Origin of the sequence: Thiobacter sp. AK1 (genome assembly GCF_039822265.1) — a bacterium.
Classification (GTDB): domain Bacteria; phylum Pseudomonadota; class Gammaproteobacteria; order Burkholderiales; family Thiobacteraceae; genus Thiobacter; species Thiobacter aerophilum.
The window spans coordinates 407,953-426,678 of the sequence record NZ_JBAJEX010000001.1; the positions used below are offsets into that span (position 1 = coordinate 407,953).

Below are 18,726 nucleotides of genomic sequence, written 5' to 3' on the forward strand. Positions count from 1 at the left end.
TTCTAGGATCCCTGCCGCAGGCTGGCAACCGCCTCTTCCACTCGCTCCACGGCGAGGATTTCGAGGCCGGCGGGCGGCTGGCGGGGAACGTTGGCGCGCGGCACGATGGCGCGCTCAAAGCCCAGTTTAGCCGCTTCCCTCAAGCGTTCAAGGCCACGCTGGACGGGACGCACTTCGCCTGCCAGCCCCACTTCGCCGAACACCACCAGCTTGGGCGGCAGCGGCTGGTTACGGAGGGAAGAAACGATGGCCAGCAGCACCGCCAGGTCGGCCGCCGGTTCGCTGATGCGCACCCCGCCCACGGCATTGACGAACACATCCTGGTCGAAGCAGGCGATGCCGGCGTGGCGGTGCAGCACCGCCAGCAGCATGGCCAGCCGGTTCTGTTCCAGCCCCACCCCGAGCCGGCGTGGATTGGGGGCATGGGCCTCGTCCACCAGCGCCTGTACCTCCACGAGGAGCGGGCGCGTGCCCTCCTGGGTGACCAGGACGCAGGAGCCCGCCACGTCTCGCCCATGGTGGGACAGAAACAAGGCCGAGGGATTGCTCACCTCGCGTAAGCCCCTCTCCGTCATCGCGAACACGCCGAGCTCGTTCACCGCCCCGAAGCGGTTCTTGAAAGCCCGCACCAGACGGAAACTGGAATGGGTGTCGCCTTCGAAATAGAGCACGGTGTCCACGATGTGCTCCAGCACGCGGGGGCCAGCGAGGGCCCCTTCCTTGGTGACATGGCCCACCAGGAAAACCGCCGTGCCTGTCTGCTTGGCATGGTGAGTGAGCTGAGCGGCGCATTCCCGAACCTGGGCCACGCTGCCGGGTGCCGATTGCAAGGCCTCGGAATAGAGTGTCTGGATGGAGTCGATCACGGCCACCTGTGGCGCATGGCTGCGCAGGGTGTCGAGAATGGGTTCCAGCGCGATCTCCGCGAGCAACGTGAGCCGCGTGGCATCCAGCGCCAGGCGCCGCGCGCGCAGGGCCACCTGCTGGGCCGATTCCTCACCGGTCACGTAGAGCACTTGCCGCTCGCCGCTGATGTGGGCGAGCGCCTGCAACAGCAAGGTGGATTTGCCGATACCAGGATCCCCTCCCAGGAGCACCACAGCCCCCGGCACCAGGCCGCCACCCAGCACCCGGTCCAGTTCCGCCACACCCGTGGACCAGCGCGGCGCCTCCGCGGCCTGCACCTCAGCCAGGCGTTGCAAGCGGCCATCGGCAGCGAGGGCTCGATAGCGGTGTGTCGCCGGCGCGGACGTCTCGGCCCGGGTTTCCACCAGGGTGTTCCATGCCCCACAATGGGGGCACTGGCCCTGCCACTTCACGCTCTGGCCACCGCACTCGGTGCAGATATGGACGGTCTTGGCTTTCGCCATGTTTACGCCTCCACCAGGGGCACGCGCTCGGCGCGTCCGGTGAGTAACTCGTAGCTGATGGTCCCCGCGGCCTGCGCCACCTCCTCCACCGGCAGCCCCTGTCCCCAAAGGGTGACAGGCGTCCCCACGCCGGCGTCAGGCAAATTCGTCAGATCCACACACAGCATGTCCATGGACACCCGCCCCACGGTGCGGCTGCGTTGGCCAGCCACCAGGACCGGCGTGCCGGTACCCGCGTGGCGCGGATAGCCGTCTGCATAGCCGCAAGCGACGATGCCGACCCGCATATCATCCGACGCCACGAAGCTCGCGCCATAGCCCACGGCGTCGCCGCGCCGCAGCCGCTGCACGGCAATGATGCGCGAGACCAGACTCATCGCCGGCCGCAGGCCCAGCGCCGCTGCCGACACGTCGGCAAACGGCGAGGCGCCGTAGAGCATGATGCCGGGACGCACCCAGTCCCCATGAGTCTCGGGATAGCGCAACAGGGCCGCGGAATTGGCCGCACTGAAAGGCATCGTGGCGCCGATGAGGGCGCGGAAACGGGCGAACTGTGCGCCCAGCCCCGCCGGCTCGTCCGCCGTGGCGAAATGGGTCATGCAGGTGATCCGTCCGACGCGTTGCGAAGCGAGTAAGCGTGCCCGCGCGGCGGCGAAGGCTTCCGGTGCGAACCCCAGGCGGTTCATGCCGGTGTTGACCTTAAGGAACACATCCAACGGTCGCGTCAGCGGCGTGGTCTCCAGCATGCTGAGCTGCTCTTCGCTGTGTACCACGATGGCAAGCCCCAGGCGCGCCGCCTCGACCAGATCCTCGGCGGCGAACGGCCCTTCCAACAACAGGATGGGATGAGCAAAGCCCGCCTCGCGCAGACGCACAGCCTCGTCGAGTCCCAGCACGCCGAAACCATCGGCCTCCACCAAGGCCCGCGCCACGGTGATCAGACCATGACCGTAGGCATTGGCTTTCACCACCGCGAGGACGCGGGCGGTCGGTGCGGCCTCACGGACGCGCCGCAGATTGTGCGCCAGCGCATCACGATGAACGAGCGCGGTGAGAGGACGGGACGAGGCAATACGGGACATGGTGAAACGCGGATGGCTGGCGACCGCGGCAGACACCCCAGTGTGGGATCAGTAGGCGCCCGGATGGGCCAGATTCTCGAAGCGGGTGTACTCGCCCAGGAAAGCAAGCTTGACGGTGCCAATGGGTCCGTTGCGCTGCTTGCCAATGATAATCTCGGCGATGCCCTTGTCCGGGGTTTCCGGGTTGTACACCTCGTCGCGGTAGATGAACAAGATGACGTCGGCATCCTGTTCGATGGCGCCCGATTCGCGCAGATCCGACATCACCGGCCGCTTGTTGGGGCGCTGCTCTAGGCTGCGGTTGAGCTGGGATAGCGCGATCACCGGCACCTCCAGCTCCTTGGCAAGAGCCTTGAGCGAGCGGGAGATCTCGGAGATTTCCGTGGCCCGGTTCTCGCCTTGGCCGCTACCCGACATGAGCTGCAGATAGTCGATCACGATCAGTCCCAACCGACCACACTGACGATGCAAGCGGCGCGAGCGCGCCCGCAGTTCCAGGGCCGTCAGCGCTGCCGTCTCGTCGATGTAGATGGGCGCGTCGTTGAGCTTTCCCACGGCATAGGTGAGGCGCTGCCAGTCCTCGTCATGCAGGCGACCGGTACGCACGCGATGCTGGTCCAACTTGCCTACCGAACCGATCATGCGCATCACCAGCTGGGTACCCGCCATCTCCATGGAGAACACCGCAACCGGCAGGCGCGCATCCAGGGCCACATGCTCGGCGATATTGAGGGAAAACGCGGTCTTGCCCATGGAAGGTCGACCGGCGACGATGATCAGGTCGCCCGGCTGCAAGCCCGAGGTCATGCGGTCCAGATCGGCGTAGCCGGTGGGGATGCCCGTGACATCGCTGGCGTTTTCGCGCTGGAACAGCATGTCGATGCGTTCCACCACTTGGGTGAGCAAGGGCTGGATTTCGCTGAAGCCCTGCTTGCCCCGGTTACCCATCTCAGCGATGTGGAACACCTTGGCCTCGGCGTCGTCGAGCAGCTCGGAGGCGGAGCGCCCGCCCGGGCTATAGGCCGAATCGGCGATGGCCGTGCCTACCTCCACCAGCCGCCGCATGATGGAACGGTCGCGCACGATCTCCGCATAGCGGCGGATATTGGCGGCAGACGGCGTGTTCTGCGCCAAGGCCCCCAGATAGGCGAGCCCGCCGATGGTCGCCAGCTCACCGGCGTTTTCCAGGGCCTCGGCCACCGTCACCACGTCCGCCGGCTTGTTTCCCTCCAAAAGCCGCGCGATATAACGGTAAATGAGGCGGTGATCGTAGCGATAGAAGTCCTCTTCGCTGATGAGATCGGCAATCCGCTCCCAGGCACCGTTCTCCAGAAGCAGCCCACCGAGCACGGCCTGTTCCGCCTCCACCGAGTGGGGCGGGAGTTTAATGGCGTCGAACTGTTGATCACCCATGGAAGCAAAAAACGCTGGTGGAAGGCGCAACCCGCCCCAAGCACCGGCCCGATCGTTGTCAAGACCGATGCACCTATCGAGAGTAAGCTCCGTGCGTCACATTTCCGTCGTCCGCGCGCACGCCGGGACGGGGACTACACCCGTGGAATGTTTCGTTGCCGCCAACGTGGGTGTGGCGGCCTGTCTCAGGCCAGGCGAGCGAAGCACAAGCCGGAATCGACAGACGAGCATGCCCAGTCAAGACACCCTGGGCGCTACCTTTCGTGGGCAGGACGGTCAACGCCTATTGAGCGCTGGGTAAGCCGATGACGCCTTTGCGTCGTCCCCGCGAAGGCGGGAGCCCAAGAAAATGCCTGGATTATTCTGGATTGCCGCTTGCGCGGGAATGACGGTCCGCCTACGCAGCCTGTCACCTACTGTAAAGCTCAATAACTGTCCCAGCTTTCGTCGGCCTCGATAGTATAGCCCGCACCCAGCAAAAAGGGCTGCACGGGGCAGCCCTTTTTTTGCCGGCGCCGCGACAAGCCTCACTGGGGCACAACGGTGACCGTGATCGCCGTGTGCACGTCCGTATGCAGGACCAGCTCTACCCGATATTCGCCGACGGCCTTGATGGGGCCAGCCGGCATGCGAATCTCGGACTTGGCCACAGCGATGCCTTTGCCCTTGAGGGCCTCGACGATGTCCACCGTCCCCACGGAGCCAAACAGCTTGCCATCCACGCCGGCCTTTTGGCCGATTTCAACGATCATGCCTTCCAGTTGGGCGGCACGGGCCTGGGCGGCGGCCAGCTTCTCCGCCTCCTGCCGCTCCAGCTCGGCGCGCCGCTCGGCGAAGGCCTTGAGGTTGGCCTCCGTGGCGCGCTTTGCCTTGCCTTGGGGAATCAGGTAATTCCGGGCGTAGCCGTCCTTCACCTTGACCACATCGCCGAGCTGGCCCAGCTTGTGGACTTTCTCCATCAGAATCACTTGCATGGCTCGACTCCTCAGTGCTGGTCGGTGTAGGGCAGTAGCGCCAAAAAGCGCGCCCGCTTCACGGCCGTGGACAGCTGCCGCTGATAGCGCGCTTTGGTGCCGGTGATGCGGGCGGGAATGATTTTGCCCGTCTCGCTGATGAAGTCCTTCAGGAGATTGACATCCTTGTAATCCACTTCCTTGATGCCTTCCGCCGTGAAACGGCAGTACTTGCGACGCTTGAACATTTGCCGGGACATGGTTCACCTCTATTCGGTCAATTCGATGGTTTGCACGTAGAGCGTAAGTTGCGCCTCCGTGCGGCTCTTTCTCGCCAGATAGCCTTCCACTTCCACCTGCGCATCGCGCGGCCACCGGGCAATGGTTTCGGCCAGGGCCTCGAACGCCACGGCCGGGATCACGCATTCCACCTTGCGCTTGCCCACCCCTGCCGGTTGTTCCGATCGGTGTACCAGGGTGAAGGTCAAAACTGGCACGCCGGCCGGCGTGTGGCGCAGACTATCCTTGTCGGCGATCCGGCCGCTGATGCGCGTCCGGTTGCTCGTCACCTCAGGCGCTGGCCGCGGGCGCCGCTTCCGCGGCGGGTTCCGGCTTATCGCCCGTGGACACAGCCTTGGCCTTCTCTTCCTTCATCATGGGCGAAGGCTCGGTCACTGGGCCCTTCATGCGGATGATGAGGTGGCGCAACACCGCATCGTTGAACTTGAATGCATGTTCCAGCTCGTCCAGGGTTTCCTGGTCGCATTCGATGTTCATGAGTACGTAGTGGGCCTTGTGCACTTTCTGGATAGGGTAGGCGAGCTGGCGCCGCCCCCAGTCCTCCAGACGGTAGATACGGCCGTTGCGGCCAGTGATGGTGGCCTTGTAACGCTCGATCATCCCCGGCACCTGCTCGCTTTGGTCCGGATGGACGATGAAGACGATCTCGTAATGTCGCATGCACGCTCCTTGTGGTTAAAGCCTGCCGCGGTGCGCACGGTGCAGGCAAGGTTCGAGGAAACTTTCCGGCCAGACCGGAAAAGCGCAGGATTGTACTGGATTTTACGGGGGAAGAGCAATGCGTCCGGGGACGACACGGACGCATGAGCCGCGGCCCAGCAAACGGTGGCAGCCAGTGGCCACCCGGGCCTGGATGTCCGCTCACGCGGCCACAAGGGGCCCCATGCAGCCGACCACCCCCATGCACGGCTGGTTAGCCCACCGGCATCGGTCGCCGGTCGAACAACGACACCCAGCCGCGCACGATGCGATAAATCCACCAGATGCCCGTGCCGATGAGAATCAGCCAGCCCAGCCCGAACACAAAGAAGGTAAGCAGGCCCAGTGCCGACCACAAAAGCCCGAACCAAAAAGTCCGGATGCGCCAGCGGATGTGGCTTGCCAGCCAGCTCTCCCCCGCTTCGCTTTGCTTGACGTAATCCAGAATCAACGCGGCAATCGCGGTGATAGGAAAAACCAGCGCCGCTGCAGCCAAACCGTAAGCGACATGCGAAAGCGTCTTCAGGTTGCCATCGGAAGCCGCCTCCGCCTCGGCCACCGGTGGTAGGGGCGCCTGACGCGCCGCGCGCACCCCCAGCCACACCGCCGTCGCCAGCGCCGCCAAGCCCAACAGCGGCACGAGGCCCATCATCCAGAACATCCCGGAAAATCCTCCCATTTTTTCTTCCTCCTTGAACGATGATCAAGCCGCCTGCCGCCAGGCGGGGTCATTGGCGGGCGCACGGCCCGTTTTGGCCGGCTGCGCCGGCGCGTTTTTCTCGATCGCCACCCCCAACACCTGGATCAAGCCACCGAGCCAGGTGCCGTGGCGCGCGAAGTAAAGCGGCTTGTCTTTCCAGCCCAGGGTTTGCCCGATCGATTCGAGCAGGACAAGCCCGGCCATCAGGTTTTCCCGACCGAAGGTATCGCGCACCGCGCGTAACTCTTTTTCCGCCGCAGCACGGTCTTCCGCATCGGCGATGGCATCCAGCGGTGGCGCGAGCGGGGTGTTCGGATTCTTTTCCAATCGCTCGCGCAGTTGAGCAATCTCCTTCAAGCGCAGCTCCACGAAAGATTGTCTGGCCTGCTCAGGGTGCAGCATGGTTGCCGCCGCCCACGCGGCCCCGCCAACGAGAACCACGGGCTCACGGTTGGCATAGGCCGGACGGCGCGCGACTTCGGCTTTGAGCTGGGGAAGCGCCGTGCGGCGCAGCGCAGCCTGTGCCGCCGAGCCAAAGGCTTTGCCGGCGGCCGCCGCTTCGGTGAGGGTCACCGTCCCAAAAGGCAAGGCGAAACTTTGCACCTCGGGCGTGTTCTTCACCGCATCCCTCGTCGCGTAGCCGATCTTCGTGTTGCCGCTGCCGACATCGACGAGCAGGCCCTTCTCCAGGAAAGCCGGGGGAATCGCGCCCAGGATGCCGAAAAGCGTTTCTTGACGCGCATCGATAAACAGCACCGCTTTGCCCAGATTGGCATTGAGGGGGGGCAACTCGGGCACGAGCGAAGCGATGCGGCTGGCCAGTTCCTCGCGGTTGGCCACCCCCTCGAAGGCGCTGGAAGCGGCGATCACCAGCGGCGCGTGATTGCGCGCGCGCATCTCATCGACCAGGGTTTTAACCGCCTGCGCGGTCTCTTCGATGGCTTCCGGGGTCAGCGCGCCCGTTGCGCGAATGCCGGCAATCGCGGTGGGATTGAGGCTGCGTCGAAAGAGGGTTTGGGCATCATAAAAGCCCGTGTCATTGAAACGCAGCCGCATGGCGAGCGCCTTCACCCCTTTCGCGCCGATCTCGATGCCGGCATAGACCCGCTCCACCAGCCCCGCCTCGACCATCGCCTTGAGCTCGGCGCGCACCGCCTGAGCCGTTCCAGCCTGCCCCAGCACATCGTATAGCCGCGCCGCCGCTTCGAACTGCTCGCGTGCCAGTTGGCGCTTGCCCTGATCGCGCAGGAGCTGGGCCTGAATCCATACCCCGTCAGCCTCCCAGGAACGGTCACCGACTTTGCGCACGACGGCAAGGCCCTCATCCAGCACCCGCTGGGCGGCCTCGAAGCGCTTGAGAGACCGGTAAGCGTCAGCAAGGTTGATGAGGTGGCGCCCCATTTCATGGTAGTTTCCGGCGCGGCGGAGCGCCGCAACAGCCCGCTCGATGTATTCAGCCGCCTTGGCAAAATCGCCCCGCCGGTAGTAGATCGACGCGATGTTGTTCCAGGTCGGCGCCTTTTCCGCATCGGTATCTTTGAGCCGGAGGGATTCCTCGTAATAGCGCAGCGCCTGATCGAGCTCGCCTTTGTCCTTCATGATCGACGCCAGGTTGTTGAGGTTGTTGGCCTCGAGTTTGCGGTCCTTGATCGCACGGGAAAGCCCCAGTGCACGCTGGGTGTAGTAGAGGGCATTGTCGAGATCTCCGAGATCATCATACGTCGAACCGAGCCAGTTGTAGATGACGGCCAATTCTTCCTGGCTGCGCGAGCGTTTTTCCGCCTCCTGAAAGGCGAAAAGCGCCGCGCGAAACTGCCCTTGGGCTTTGAGCGCGCGCCCGAGGCAAAGGAAAGTCAGGCGGCTAGGCTGGCTGCGCGTCAGGGATTCGGCCAGCGCCTGGGCGCGGGCGTAGTCTTGCGCCTGGAGTAAATCGAAACAGCGGTCAAGCTCGTCGGCGCGGACGGGTAGTGTCACGACAAGGAACACAGCCGTGAGAAAACCAAGGAGTCGAATCTTCAGGTTCATGGGTTTTCCTTTCGCATCGTCAAACCAGGGTGAGTCATCAGCCACAGCGCGAACGTCCCGAGCCAGACCCGCACGCCGCCCATCTGGTTGGCGAGCGTGATCAGCATGCCGAATTCCGAGCCTTGCACCAACCCCGTGGTGGCGCTGATTTCAAGGCTACCCTGCCAGATCAGGTTGAGAGAGAGCAGGACGAGCAGCGCGGTCAGAATGCGGTGCGTCCAAAGCATCAGTTTGCGCATCGCCGCCCCGCTCAGAATTTTTCCGCCTGCCGGCGGCGGCGTTCTACCTCTTCGGCGCTGGAGCCCTTGTTGAAGGCTTCGTTCAGCCGTTGAGACAAATAAAGCACCTCCATCGAAAACGACAGATGCGGCGCTTCCACCCGCACCAGGCTATCGCCCTGGCGATAGGTGGCGGAGGTATCGCCGACGAAGGGGATGTTCTCACGCACGGTTTTGTATTTCTTGCGCAACGCCGCCAGCACTTCCTTCAGGCGGTCTTTGCCCAGGGTCATCACCACACCGTCGAGCTTTTGATCCTGCCCGAAAATGAACAGGATTTCCTGCAAGCCCTCGACCTCCAGCCCGTCGCCATCGCTTCTGAGCATCGGCCCGCCGGTCCATTTGTTGGTGCCGGCATCGCGTAGCCGGGTTTGGCCGGAGAGCTTGGCCTTGACCGTGGCCAGATCGACCACACCCACTTCCAGACCCAGCGGCGCGACATTGCCGGCCCAGACAAGCGCCGGCAGAAAAAACAGGTACAACGACAACATCCAGGATTTCATCGATATTCTCACTGCACGGGTTGCGGGTTACGGGTTCAAACCTTCTTCTTCAATCGCGACAGCTTGCGCGTGGAGGCCAGTCCATAAGCACCCATCGCGGCAAAGAAGCCTGGAAACAAGGCGCCTGCAATGCTCCCAGAGAGCAGATTGACCAAGGCAATCAGTCCACCGCCGATAAAGAACAAGCCGCCCACCAGATAACCAATGAAAATACCCACCTTCAGATGAAAGCCGGCGTAGTTCTTGGCTTGTTCCGGGTCGATGCCCAGTTTAGAAAGTTCATTGAGCAACAAAGAGTCGTTTCCATCTTTCTTGCCGCCTTCTTGTGCAACCTCGGCCAGCAGTCGTTCACGAAGCTGCGGGTCTTTGACCTCGACCAAGATGGTTTCGATCAGCTTGCTTTTATCCATTCAATCCCCCTTCAATGCAGCCAGTGTCAGCAAGTAAAACCGAACGGACAACACTCATAACAGCGTCTCCCCTTTCGAGCGCAAGATGATGGGGTCGATCCCCGCGTCGCGGGGAAGTCGTATAGCCTTATTTTTCATTCGATGCAAGCGCAGGTCGATCCCCGCGTCGCGGGGAAGTCATTAGCGCACGTAAAAGATGCCGTACCGACTCGTAAAGTTGGCTGAGAGTCATTGGTAACCAAGAAGGATGAAGCACATTGCGCGAACACCTGTTCACCGAAGCTCGCGCCCACGGCCGGCTCTCTCGATCTTGGCAGCTTCATTGACGAGGATACACAGAACTTCGCCGGCGCCGTCCCGGCGATTTCCAAGCAGGACGGCATAAGCGGCTTCCAAAGGATTCGTTTCGACACGCATCGTCAAGAGGGATACACGCCTTTCAATCTTGGCGCCAGACTCACCTTCGTCGCGCCAATTGCATCGTCGCGCAGCAATCGCCGTGTGCCGGCGTGGCTCGATGCCGTGCGGCCAGGGACGCCATGGCCCATCAGCCCGGCGGCAGGCGCGGCTTGAGCTGCCAGAGCAGGAGCAGCAAGGCGAGCAAGGCACAGCCGGCGGCCAGCGTGTAGGTCACGGCCGGGCCCCAAGCATCCCAGCTATAGCCGGCGTAGAGGCTGCCCAAGGTGCCACCTGCCCCGAAGGAAAGGCTGTTGTAGATCGCCTGGCCCCGGGCTTGCAGGCGGCCCGGGAAGAAGCGATGGATCAGGGCGATGGCCGAGGCGTGGTAGGCGCCGAAGGTGGCGGCATGCAGCGTCTGGGCAAACAGGATGAGCAGCGGCTCGCCCACGCCCCAAGCGATGATGAGAAAGCGGACCACCGCCAAGGCGAAGCTCGCCTTGAGCACCGTTTCCAAATGAAAGCGCGCGAACAGGCGCGCCGCCCAGAGAAACACCCCGATCTCGCAGATCACGCCCAGTGCCCACAGCCAGCCGATGCCGCTCTTGCTGTAGCCATGGGACTCGAGATAGATGGAGTAGAAGGTGTAATAGGGGCCATGCGCGGCAGACATCAGGAAACAGGCCGCGATCAGGGCCAGCACGCGCGGCTGGCGCAGCACCTGCCAAACCGAATCGTGCCCGTCGGGGTGGAACATCACCTCCGCTTCCGGAATATGACGGGACAAGAGGGCCACGCCCAGCAGGGTCGCGAACACGATGCCCGGCAACCAGTGGATGGGAAGGTAGTCAAGCAGCGTGCCCACCCCCACCACCGCCAGGATGAAGCCCACCGAACCCCACAGGCGGATGCTGCCATAGCGGTCGGTGCGTTCCCCGAGATGACTCAGGGTGGTGGCCTCCACCAGCGGCAGCGATGCGCTCCAGAAAAAACTCAACAGCGCCATGGATGCAAACAGCAGCCAAAAGCCAGTGCCCAGGAAGACACCTGCGAAGGCAATCAGGCTGGCGAAAGCGGCGATCTGCACGATGAACACGCGCTTGCCGTACCGGTCGGCGAGATGACCCCAGACATTGGGCGCGAACATGCGCATCACGGCAAAGAGCGACATCAACACGCCAATCTGGAAGGCGCTGAAGGAAAGCGACTTGAGATAGAGACCCCAATAGGGGGAAATGACGCCGACGAAGGTGAAGTAAAAGAAATAGAAGCCGGACAGTTCCCAGTACGGCAGTTTAGGACGTGGACTTCGCATACGGGGGCTAAGCTGGGATCACGGGACGTACCGCCGGCGCAAAGCCGCGTTGGAATGCCGGCAAACGGGACAGCTCTTGATCGAGGATGACTGGCGGGAAATGCGTCAGTCCGTGACTCGTTTCTCTCATCCCCGCGCGTGCAGGGGCCCAAGACAGGGGGCTGGCAACACGCTCGCTTTCCGCCGTCCGGGCATGACGCCTAGGCCCTCATACCGGGCGCATAGCCGATCCCGCATCGAGGGCATGGGTACGCGGCTTGCGGCTTACACGGCAATCACGACGCGCATCATTCCCGCCAAGGGACGCGCAAGCCGCACGCCCCAAGCGGGCGCAGTCGTGGCCGCGACAGCCGGGACCCCACTTGCGCGGGCATGATGGTCCACGCATAGCCTTTCACCGACGTTTGTCAGTCTCCATACGCTCAGCTCACGTCACCAGGGATACGCGGCGTGGGGGTGACCACGTCGGCATTCTGGGCGCGGTGGCGAAGCGCATGATCCATGAGCACGATGGCAAGCAGGGCCTCCGCGACGGGCGTGGCGCGGATGCCCACGCAGGGGTCGTGGCGACCGGTGGTGGCCACCTGCACCGGCGCGCCGGACAGATCCACGGAGCGGCGCGCAATGGCGATGCTAGAAGTGGGCTTGATGGCGATGGCAACCTCGATGTCCTGCCCCGAGGAAATGCCCCCCAGAATGCCTCCCGCGTGATTACTCAGGAAGCCCTCGGGCGTGAGCTCATCCCCGTGCAGGCTGCCGCGCTGGGTCACGCTCTTGAAGCCGGCCCCGATTTCCACGCCCTTGACGGCATTGAGCCCCATCATGGCGTGAGCGATATCCGCATCCAGCCGGTCGTACAGAGGCTCGCCCCAGCCGGGAGGCACGTTATGCGCCACCACCCGCACCTTGGCGCCAACGGAATCCTTCTCCTTGCGGATAGCATCGAGATAGGCCGCAAGCTCCGGCACCATGGCGTTGTTGGGCGCAAAGAAAGGATTTTGCTCCACCTCGTCCCAGCTCACGAAAGGAATCTCTTTCTCCCCCATCTGGGCCAAATGCCCGCGAATGACGACGCCATATTGCTCCCTCAGCCACTTGCGCGCGATGGCCCCTGCGGCCACGGTGGGTGCGGTGAGCCGCGCCGAGGAACGGCCCCCGCCGCGCCAGTCGCGAATGCCGTATTTTTGCCAGTAGGTGTAATCGGCATGCCCGGGCCGGAAGGTGTTGGCGATGTTGCCGTAATCCTTGCTGCGCTGGTCTTCGTTGCGGATCAAGAGCGCAATGGGCGCGCCCGTGGTTTTACCATCGAACACGCCGGACAAAATCTCCACCGTATCCGACTCGCGGCGTTGGGTAACGTGGCGCGAAGTGCCGGGCTTGCGTCGATCCAGATCGTGCTGGATGTCCTCCGCCGACAGGCCCATACCCGGCGGGCAGCCGTCCACCACACAGCCGATGGCCGGGCCGTGGGACTCGCCGAAGTTGGTGACGCAGAACAGCTTGCCGAGGGTGCTGCCGGACATGAGTGGAGTTTTCGTTGGGGTTTTTCGGCTAAGTTTAACATGAGGCGTCCGCGTCCCCCGCCATGAAAATCCACCAGCTCGACATCGATCAGGCCCTCGCCAGCCTGGGCAGCACCGCCGCCGGTTTGAGTGCGGCCGAGGCGGCGCGGCGCCTGCGCGAATTCGGCCCCAACCGGGTGGAAGCCGTCGCGCGCGAGTCTGTGCTGCTGCGCCTGCTGCGGGAGTTCGTCCACCTCTTCGCGCTGATCCTGTGGCTGGCGGCCGCCCTCGCCTTCGTTGCCGAATGGCGCGCACCGGGCCAGGGCATGGCCACCCTGGGCATGGCCATCATCGGCGTCATCGTGGTCAATGGCAGCTTCTCCTTCTGGCAGGAATACCGCGCCGAGCGCACGCTCGAGGCCCTCAAGCGTCTGCTGCCCCACCGGGTGAAGTGCGCCGCGACGGCGTGGTGACCGAAATCCCGCCGGAAGCCCTGCTGCCCGGCGACATCCTGCTCTTGGCGCAGGGCGACGCGGTGCCAGCGGACTGCCGGCTCATTACGAGCTTCTCCCTGCGCATCAACAGCGCCACCATCACCGGCGAATCCCTGCCCCATGCCTGTGATACGGCACCGTCGACCGAGGACGCCATGCTCCATAGCCGCAACGTGGTCCTCGCTGGGACCTCGGTCGTGTCCGGCGAGGGTGCGGCGGTGGTATTTGCCGCCGGCATGCGCACCGAGTTCGGCACCATCGCCCACCTCAGCCAGACCGAGACAGACATTCCCTCGCCGCCATTGCGGGAGATCGCGCGGAAGCTCCGCAAGTGGCTGTGGCGCCGCTTCGGGCCGAAAGGCTGATTCCACATTGCGGAACGGCAATTCACAACGCCGGCGGGCACGTATACACTTTTGCCCTTCACCGGAGACGTCCCCATGAAAGCCATTCTCATGACCGCTCCCGGCGGGCCCGAGACGCTCGAGCTCGCGGACATCCCTATGCCGGAACTGCCGGGTCCGGATTACGTCCGGGTGAAACTCCATGCGGCGGGGGTGAACCCTGTGGACACCAAGCTACGCAAGACCGCCGCCTACTACCCCGACCGCCTGCCCTGCGTGCTGGGCTGCGACGGCGCCGGCGTGGTGGAGCGGGTGGGCGCCAACGTGCACCGCTTCACGCCTGGCGACGAGGTTTATTTCTTCAATGGCGGGCTGGGCGCCGAACAGGGCAACTATGCCGAGTACACGGTGGTGCACCAGGACTACGTCGCCTTCAAACCCCGCCACGTCACCATGGAAGAAGCCGCCGCCTTGCCCTTGGTACTGATCACGGCCTGGGAATCCCTGGTGGATCGCACGTGTCTGGCGGAAGGCCAGAGCGTGCTCATCCACGCCGGGGCGGGCGGGGTGGGCCACATCGCAATCCAGCTGGCGAAGCAGATCGGCGCCACGGTCATTACGACTGTCGGCACCCCGGAAAAGGCGGCCTGGGTAACCCATTTGGGCGCGGAACGCGTCGTGGCCTACCGCGATGCAGATTTCGTCCAGGCCGTGCTGGACTGGACGCATGGGCGCGGCGTGGATGTGGTGCTGGACACGGTGGGCGGCGCCAACCTCTGCCGTTCCTTCTCCTGTACACGCGTCTATGGGCGCGTGGTCACCCTCTTGCAGATGGACTGTCCCGCGGAAGCCATCCGGCTCGCGCGGCTGCGCAACCTTGCCCTGGTGCAAGAGCTCATGCTCACGCCCACGCTCCTCAATCTGCACGAGCAGCGGGTGCACCAGCGGCGCATCCTGGAAGAGGGCGCACGCTTGGTCGAAGCCGACAAGCTCAAGGTGAAGGTGTCCCATGTCCTGCCCCTGGAGGAGGCAACACGTGCCCACCGCATGATCGAAGAAGGCCATACCACTGGCAAGATCGTGCTGCGGATCGTCTGAAGTTGGATAGCGCGGCGTGGGTCGCCCTCGCGGCTGTCTGCGTGCGCGAGGAAATTGCCTACAGCCGGCTGAGCATCTCCACCCCCCACGCCACACCGAAGCCAGTGATCTCGCTTGCCACCGCGCCCAGCCCGCCTTCGCAGTCGTCCGCCGAGAGATCCATGTGCAGCCACGGGCGGTCGCCTGTGAAGCGCATCAAAAAGCGCGCGGCGAGAATGTGGTCGGCCTCGCCTTCCAGGGTGCACTGCTTGATGTCGGCCACCTTGCTCTCCAGCGCTACTTCGTAATCGGCATCGATGGGAAAGGCGCACACCCGTTCCCCCGTCGCCTGGCCAGCAGCGATGGCTGCATCCAGAAGCTGCGTGGAATTGGACAGCACGCCACTGTAGCGATTGCCCAGCGCCACTTTCATGCTGCCGGTGAGCGTGGCGAAATCGAGCATCCAGTCCGGTTTCTGCCTGGCCGCCAAAGTGAGGGTATCAGCCAGCACCATGCGCCCCTCGGCATCGGTGTGCACCACTTCGATGGTGGTGCCATTGAGCGCCGTGACCACGTCGTTCTGCTTGTAGGCGGCGGGGCTGATGTGGTTCTGAGCAATGGCCAACCAGGCGTCGATGCGCAGCGGCAGGCGCAGTTGTGTCGCCGCCTGCAGAATGCCCAGCACCACGGCGGAACCATTCATGTCCTTGTGCATGCCGTGCATGTGGCGTGCAGGCTTGAGATTGTGGCCACCGGTATCGAAGCAAATGCCCTTGCCCACGAGGGCGACGGTCTGCTTGGTGGCGCGCGGCGCATAGGTGAGATGCACCACGGCGGCATCGCGCGCAAGACTCCCCTGGGCCACGGCACAGAAGGCACCCGCACCCATCCGACGCAGGCGCTCGAAATCGAATTCCTCGACCTTCCAGCCCTGGCTGCGGGCCAGCGCGCGTATCTGCCTGCGATAGAGGGCCGGGGTGAGCTCGTTGGGTGGCAGCTGGGTCAGCGAACGGGTGAGCGCGTTGCCCTGCGCCACCGCGCGCACCCGTGCCAGGTCGGCGCGATCGTCGTAGCCGTGCAGCACAACACGTACAAGTCCCTTGGGTTTGTCCCGGCTCTTGTGGCTGGGAAGCGCCACGCCATTGACCAGAGCCACATAGGCGGCGCGGCACGCCGCAGGAGCACGCTGGGCGGGCGTGCCATAAATGGCCAGCGTCAACTCCTCTGGCCGTTCCGCCAGCAAGGCGGCCAGGCCCTTGCGCAGCAAAGTGTGTTGTTCGAATACTGGGCGCGTGTCATCCAGCATTACCCACGACACGAGCGTGCCCGTCGTGGTTTCGCTGGTCATGGCATCACGGCCGAGATCGGCAAGCTTGCCCCGCCGGCGCACGAGGGTGCGCTGCAAGCTTTCCGCGAAGGGAATGCGCGCCGAAAAAGGATCCATGCCCGCAGGCAGAACCATTAGCACATGCCGCGCACGCGCTAGTCGCTGTTCCGTGGCGGGCGCGGCGTCCGGGGCGAGACGGGGCAGCATGGGTGCTCCTTGGAATCACATGTAAATGCATGTAAATCCTGATGAATCACTTGACGCATCAGGACGATTTGGCGATGATAGCAGACTTTGTTCGGGCCAAATCCGGGGCACGAATAGCGCCGCCGCACGACAACGAATCGTTCCCGAAGCGCGATCACGGCACGGCCCCTGTCTCCCCTCTAGTTTTTTCGCATCCGCCGTGCCTAAGCGGCCGGATGCGCCCAGGAATCGGACTCAACTGTCAAGGAACCGCGTATGAAACTGGAAGACAAGAAACGCGTCCTGCGCGAGATGGTGCTGGCGCGCCGCTTCGAGGAGCGCTGCTACCAGGCCTACATGGAGCGCAAGATCGGCGGTTTTCTCCACCTCTATCCCGGGCAAGAGGCCTGCTGCATCGGCGTGATGGAAGCCGCGCGTCCTGGCTATGACTATGTGATCACGGGATACCGCGACCACATCCACGCCATCAAGTGCGGCGCCGATCCCAAGGAAGTGATGGCCGAGCTCTACGGCAAGGAGACCGGCTCCTCTAAGGGACGTGGCGGTTCCATGCACATCTTCGACGTGAAGCATCGCTTCATGGGTGGCTATGCGCTGGTGGGCGGGCCCTTCCCGCTGGCTGCGGGACTCGGCAAGGGCATCCAGATGAAAGGCGGCGACGAGATCGCCATCTGCTTTTTGGGCGATGCCGCCAACAACCAGGGCACCTTCCACGAGACCATGAACATGGTGGCGCTGTACAAGCTGCCCGTGCTGTTCGTTTGCGAGAACAATCATTACGGCATCGGCACTGCCATCGACCGCTCCACCGCGGTGGTGGACCAGTACAAGCGTGTGTGCGGCTATGGTATCGAATCCGCGCAATGCGACGGCCAAGACGTGGAAGTGGTGTACGAACACGCCCGGCGCGCGGTGGATTACGTCCGCTCGCGCAAGGGACCCTATTTTCTCGAGCTCATCACCTACCGCTACCGCGGCCACTCGATGTCCGATTCCCGCTCCTATCGCAGCCGGGAAGAGGAGGAAATGTGGAAGAAGCGAGACCCCATCTTCATCCTGCGCGACCGGCTGATCGAGGCAGGCGCCCTGACTCAGGAAGAATTCCACAAGCTGGAAAAGGAGATCGACGACTACATCGAGAACGAGGTGGTCCGGTTCGCCGAGGAGTCCCCGGAACCGGATGTGAGGGACCTGGAAAAATACGTGCTGGCGGACCGGGAGACGCAACTGCCCTGGCTGACCGGCAAAGTCGCATAAGGACGCAATCATGGCTGAGATGATGTACTGGGAGGCGATCCGCCGCGCCCACGACGAAGAGATGGCGCGCGATCCGATGGTGATCTGCCTGGGCGAGGACATCGGTGTGGCCGGCGGCACCTACAAGGCCACCAAGGGCCTGTATGAAAAATATGGCCCGCTACGGGTGATCGACACGCCCATCTCGGAAAACGGCTTCACTGGTCTGGCCATCGGCGCCTCCTTCATCGGTGTGCGCCCCATCGTGGAGATCATGTCGGTGAACTTCGCGTGGCTCGCCATGGACCAGATCTTCAACACCGCCGCCAAGGTGCGCTACATGTCGGGCGGACAGCTCGCCGCGCCGATCGTGATCCGCTCGCCCGGTGGCACGGCGCACCAGCTGGGGGCCCAACACTCGGCACGCATGGAAAAGGTGTTCATGGGTGTTGCGGGCATCCGCGTGGTGACGCCATCCAATCCGCGCCAAGCCTATGGACTGCTCAAGTCCGCAGTGCGCTGCGACGACCCGGTATTCATCAACGAACACGAGCTCATGTACAACATGAAAGGCGAGGTGCCAGACCAGGAATATTTCCACCCGCTGGAAGGCTCGGAAATCGCCCGCAGTGGCACTGACGTCACCCTGTTCGGCTACAACATTTCCGTTCACTGGTGCCTGAAGGCGGCGGAAATCTTGGACAAACAGTACGGCATCAGCGCCGAGGTGGTGGATCTCTACGCCCTCTCGCCCCTGGACCGGGAAGGCATTCGCCGCTCCGTCGCCAAAACCCACCGCGCCGTCATCGCCGAGGAAGATGAAGGCCCAGTCGGCGTGGGTGCGGAGATCATGGCCATCATCAACGAGGAATGTTTCTTCGATCTCGACGCGCCGCCGGTGCGCGTGCATTCCGCCAACGTGCCACAGCCTTACAACCACAAGCTGGAGCAAGCCGCCATTCCGGACCACGAGGACGTGGTCAATGCGGTGCTGAAATTGTTCGGAAAATCTTGATGAAGCGCCAAGGCACAACGGACGCAAAGACGGCACGATTCTCTTTGCGCAGTTTGCGTCTTTGCGTTGAAACAAAAGGA

20 protein-coding genes and 1 pseudogene are annotated in these 18,726 nt (G+C 63.5%); 5 read left to right on the forward strand and 16 right to left on the reverse strand.

Annotated features, from left to right (window positions below):
• Positions 1–2: 2 nt before the first annotated feature.
• The 15 genes and pseudogenes from radA to aroC form a co-directional block, all read right to left on the reverse strand.
• A complete protein-coding gene (gene radA, locus V6E02_RS02145) occupies positions 3–1,370 on the reverse strand; it encodes a DNA repair protein RadA (RefSeq protein WP_347306669.1) in 1,368 nt (455 codons plus the stop codon).
• Positions 1,371–1,372: 2 nt separating this feature from the next.
• A complete protein-coding gene (alr, locus tag V6E02_RS02150) occupies positions 1,373–2,452 on the reverse strand; it encodes an alanine racemase (protein WP_347306671.1) in 1,080 nt (359 codons plus the stop codon).
• Positions 2,453–2,500: 48 nt separating this feature from the next.
• A complete protein-coding gene (locus V6E02_RS02155) occupies positions 2,501–3,865 on the reverse strand; it encodes a replicative DNA helicase (RefSeq protein WP_347306673.1) in 1,365 nt (454 codons plus the stop codon).
• A gap of 527 nt (positions 3,866–4,392) precedes the next feature.
• Positions 4,393–4,839 carry a 50S ribosomal protein L9 gene (gene rplI / locus V6E02_RS02160; RefSeq protein ID WP_347306675.1) on the reverse strand — a complete coding sequence of 149 codons (447 nt, stop codon included), beginning with the start codon at positions 4,837–4,839 and terminating at the stop codon, positions 4,393–4,395.
• 11 nt (positions 4,840–4,850) lie between these two features.
• Entirely contained in the window at positions 4,851–5,078 is a 228-nt protein-coding gene (gene rpsR / locus V6E02_RS02165) for a 30S ribosomal protein S18 (protein ID WP_347306677.1), read from the reverse strand.
• Positions 5,079–5,087: 9 nt separating this feature from the next.
• Complete coding sequence (gene priB / locus V6E02_RS02170) at positions 5,088–5,387, reverse strand: primosomal replication protein N (RefSeq protein ID WP_347306679.1); 300 nt, start codon at positions 5,385–5,387, stop codon at positions 5,088–5,090.
• A 1-nt stretch (position 5,388) separates the two neighbouring features.
• Entirely contained in the window at positions 5,389–5,778 is a 390-nt protein-coding gene (gene rpsF, locus V6E02_RS02175) for a 30S ribosomal protein S6 (protein ID WP_347306681.1), read from the reverse strand.
• 253 nt (positions 5,779–6,031) lie between these two features.
• Complete coding sequence (locus tag V6E02_RS02180) at positions 6,032–6,496, reverse strand: DUF4870 family protein (RefSeq protein WP_347306683.1); 465 nt, start codon at positions 6,494–6,496, stop codon at positions 6,032–6,034.
• A 24-nt stretch (positions 6,497–6,520) separates the two neighbouring features.
• On the reverse strand, positions 6,521–8,542 hold the full coding sequence (locus V6E02_RS02185) for a tetratricopeptide repeat protein (protein ID WP_347306685.1): 2,022 nt from the start codon (positions 8,540–8,542) through the stop codon (positions 6,521–6,523).
• A complete protein-coding gene (locus tag V6E02_RS02190; protein ID WP_347306687.1) occupies positions 8,539–8,781 on the reverse strand; it encodes a hypothetical protein in 243 nt (80 codons plus the stop codon). The genes V6E02_RS02185 and V6E02_RS02190 overlap by 4 nt, the downstream gene beginning before the upstream one ends.
• 11 nt (positions 8,782–8,792) lie before the next feature.
• Positions 8,793–9,323 carry a hypothetical protein gene (locus V6E02_RS02195; RefSeq protein WP_347306689.1) on the reverse strand — a complete coding sequence of 177 codons (531 nt, stop codon included), beginning with the start codon at positions 9,321–9,323 and terminating at the stop codon, positions 8,793–8,795.
• 35 nt (positions 9,324–9,358) lie between these two features.
• Positions 9,359–9,733 carry a hypothetical protein gene (locus V6E02_RS02200; protein ID WP_347306691.1) on the reverse strand — a complete coding sequence of 125 codons (375 nt, stop codon included), beginning with the start codon at positions 9,731–9,733 and terminating at the stop codon, positions 9,359–9,361.
• Positions 9,734–10,030: 297 nt separating this feature from the next.
• A pseudogene (locus V6E02_RS02205) lies at positions 10,031–10,156 on the reverse strand (IS256 family transposase); the annotation flags it as partial.
• A 124-nt stretch (positions 10,157–10,280) separates the two neighbouring features.
• Positions 10,281–11,444 (reverse strand): MFS transporter, encoded by a 1,164-nt coding sequence (locus V6E02_RS02210; protein WP_347306692.1) that lies wholly within the window; start codon positions 11,442–11,444, stop codon positions 10,281–10,283.
• Positions 11,445–11,866: 422 nt separating this feature from the next.
• Positions 11,867–12,967, reverse strand: coding sequence for a chorismate synthase (aroC, locus tag V6E02_RS02215; RefSeq protein ID WP_347306694.1), 1,101 nt, complete (start codon positions 12,965–12,967; stop codon positions 11,867–11,869).
• Between the two features lie 62 nt (positions 12,968–13,029).
• Between aroC and V6E02_RS02220 the strand changes: the two genes are divergently transcribed.
• From V6E02_RS02220 to V6E02_RS02230, 3 genes are all read left to right on the forward strand, one after another.
• A complete protein-coding gene (locus V6E02_RS02220) occupies positions 13,030–13,419 on the forward strand; it encodes a cation-transporting P-type ATPase (protein ID WP_347306696.1) in 390 nt (129 codons plus the stop codon).
• Positions 13,413–13,805, forward strand: coding sequence for a P-type ATPase actuator domain-containing protein (locus V6E02_RS02225; protein WP_347306697.1), 393 nt, complete (start codon positions 13,413–13,415; stop codon positions 13,803–13,805). Before V6E02_RS02220 ends, V6E02_RS02225 begins: the two co-directional genes overlap by 7 nt.
• Before the next feature lie 75 nt (positions 13,806–13,880).
• Positions 13,881–14,882 carry a zinc-dependent alcohol dehydrogenase family protein gene (locus tag V6E02_RS02230; RefSeq protein WP_347306699.1) on the forward strand — a complete coding sequence of 334 codons (1,002 nt, stop codon included), beginning with the start codon at positions 13,881–13,883 and terminating at the stop codon, positions 14,880–14,882.
• A 58-nt stretch (positions 14,883–14,940) separates the two neighbouring features.
• On the opposite strand, the gene V6E02_RS02235 is transcribed toward V6E02_RS02230, so the two are convergent.
• Positions 14,941–16,395 carry a M17 family metallopeptidase gene (locus tag V6E02_RS02235; protein ID WP_347306701.1) on the reverse strand — a complete coding sequence of 485 codons (1,455 nt, stop codon included), beginning with the start codon at positions 16,393–16,395 and terminating at the stop codon, positions 14,941–14,943.
• Positions 16,396–16,650: 255 nt separating this feature from the next.
• Here V6E02_RS02235 and pdhA point away from each other — a divergent pair, with 255 nt between their 5' ends.
• Together pdhA and V6E02_RS02245 are read left to right on the forward strand one after the other, a co-directional pair.
• Positions 16,651–17,652 (forward strand): pyruvate dehydrogenase (acetyl-transferring) E1 component subunit alpha, encoded by a 1,002-nt coding sequence (gene pdhA / locus V6E02_RS02240; RefSeq protein WP_347306702.1) that lies wholly within the window; start codon positions 16,651–16,653, stop codon positions 17,650–17,652.
• Between the two features lie 10 nt (positions 17,653–17,662).
• Positions 17,663–18,646, forward strand: coding sequence for an alpha-ketoacid dehydrogenase subunit beta (locus V6E02_RS02245; protein ID WP_347306704.1), 984 nt, complete (start codon positions 17,663–17,665; stop codon positions 18,644–18,646).
• Positions 18,647–18,726 lie beyond the last annotated feature (80 nt).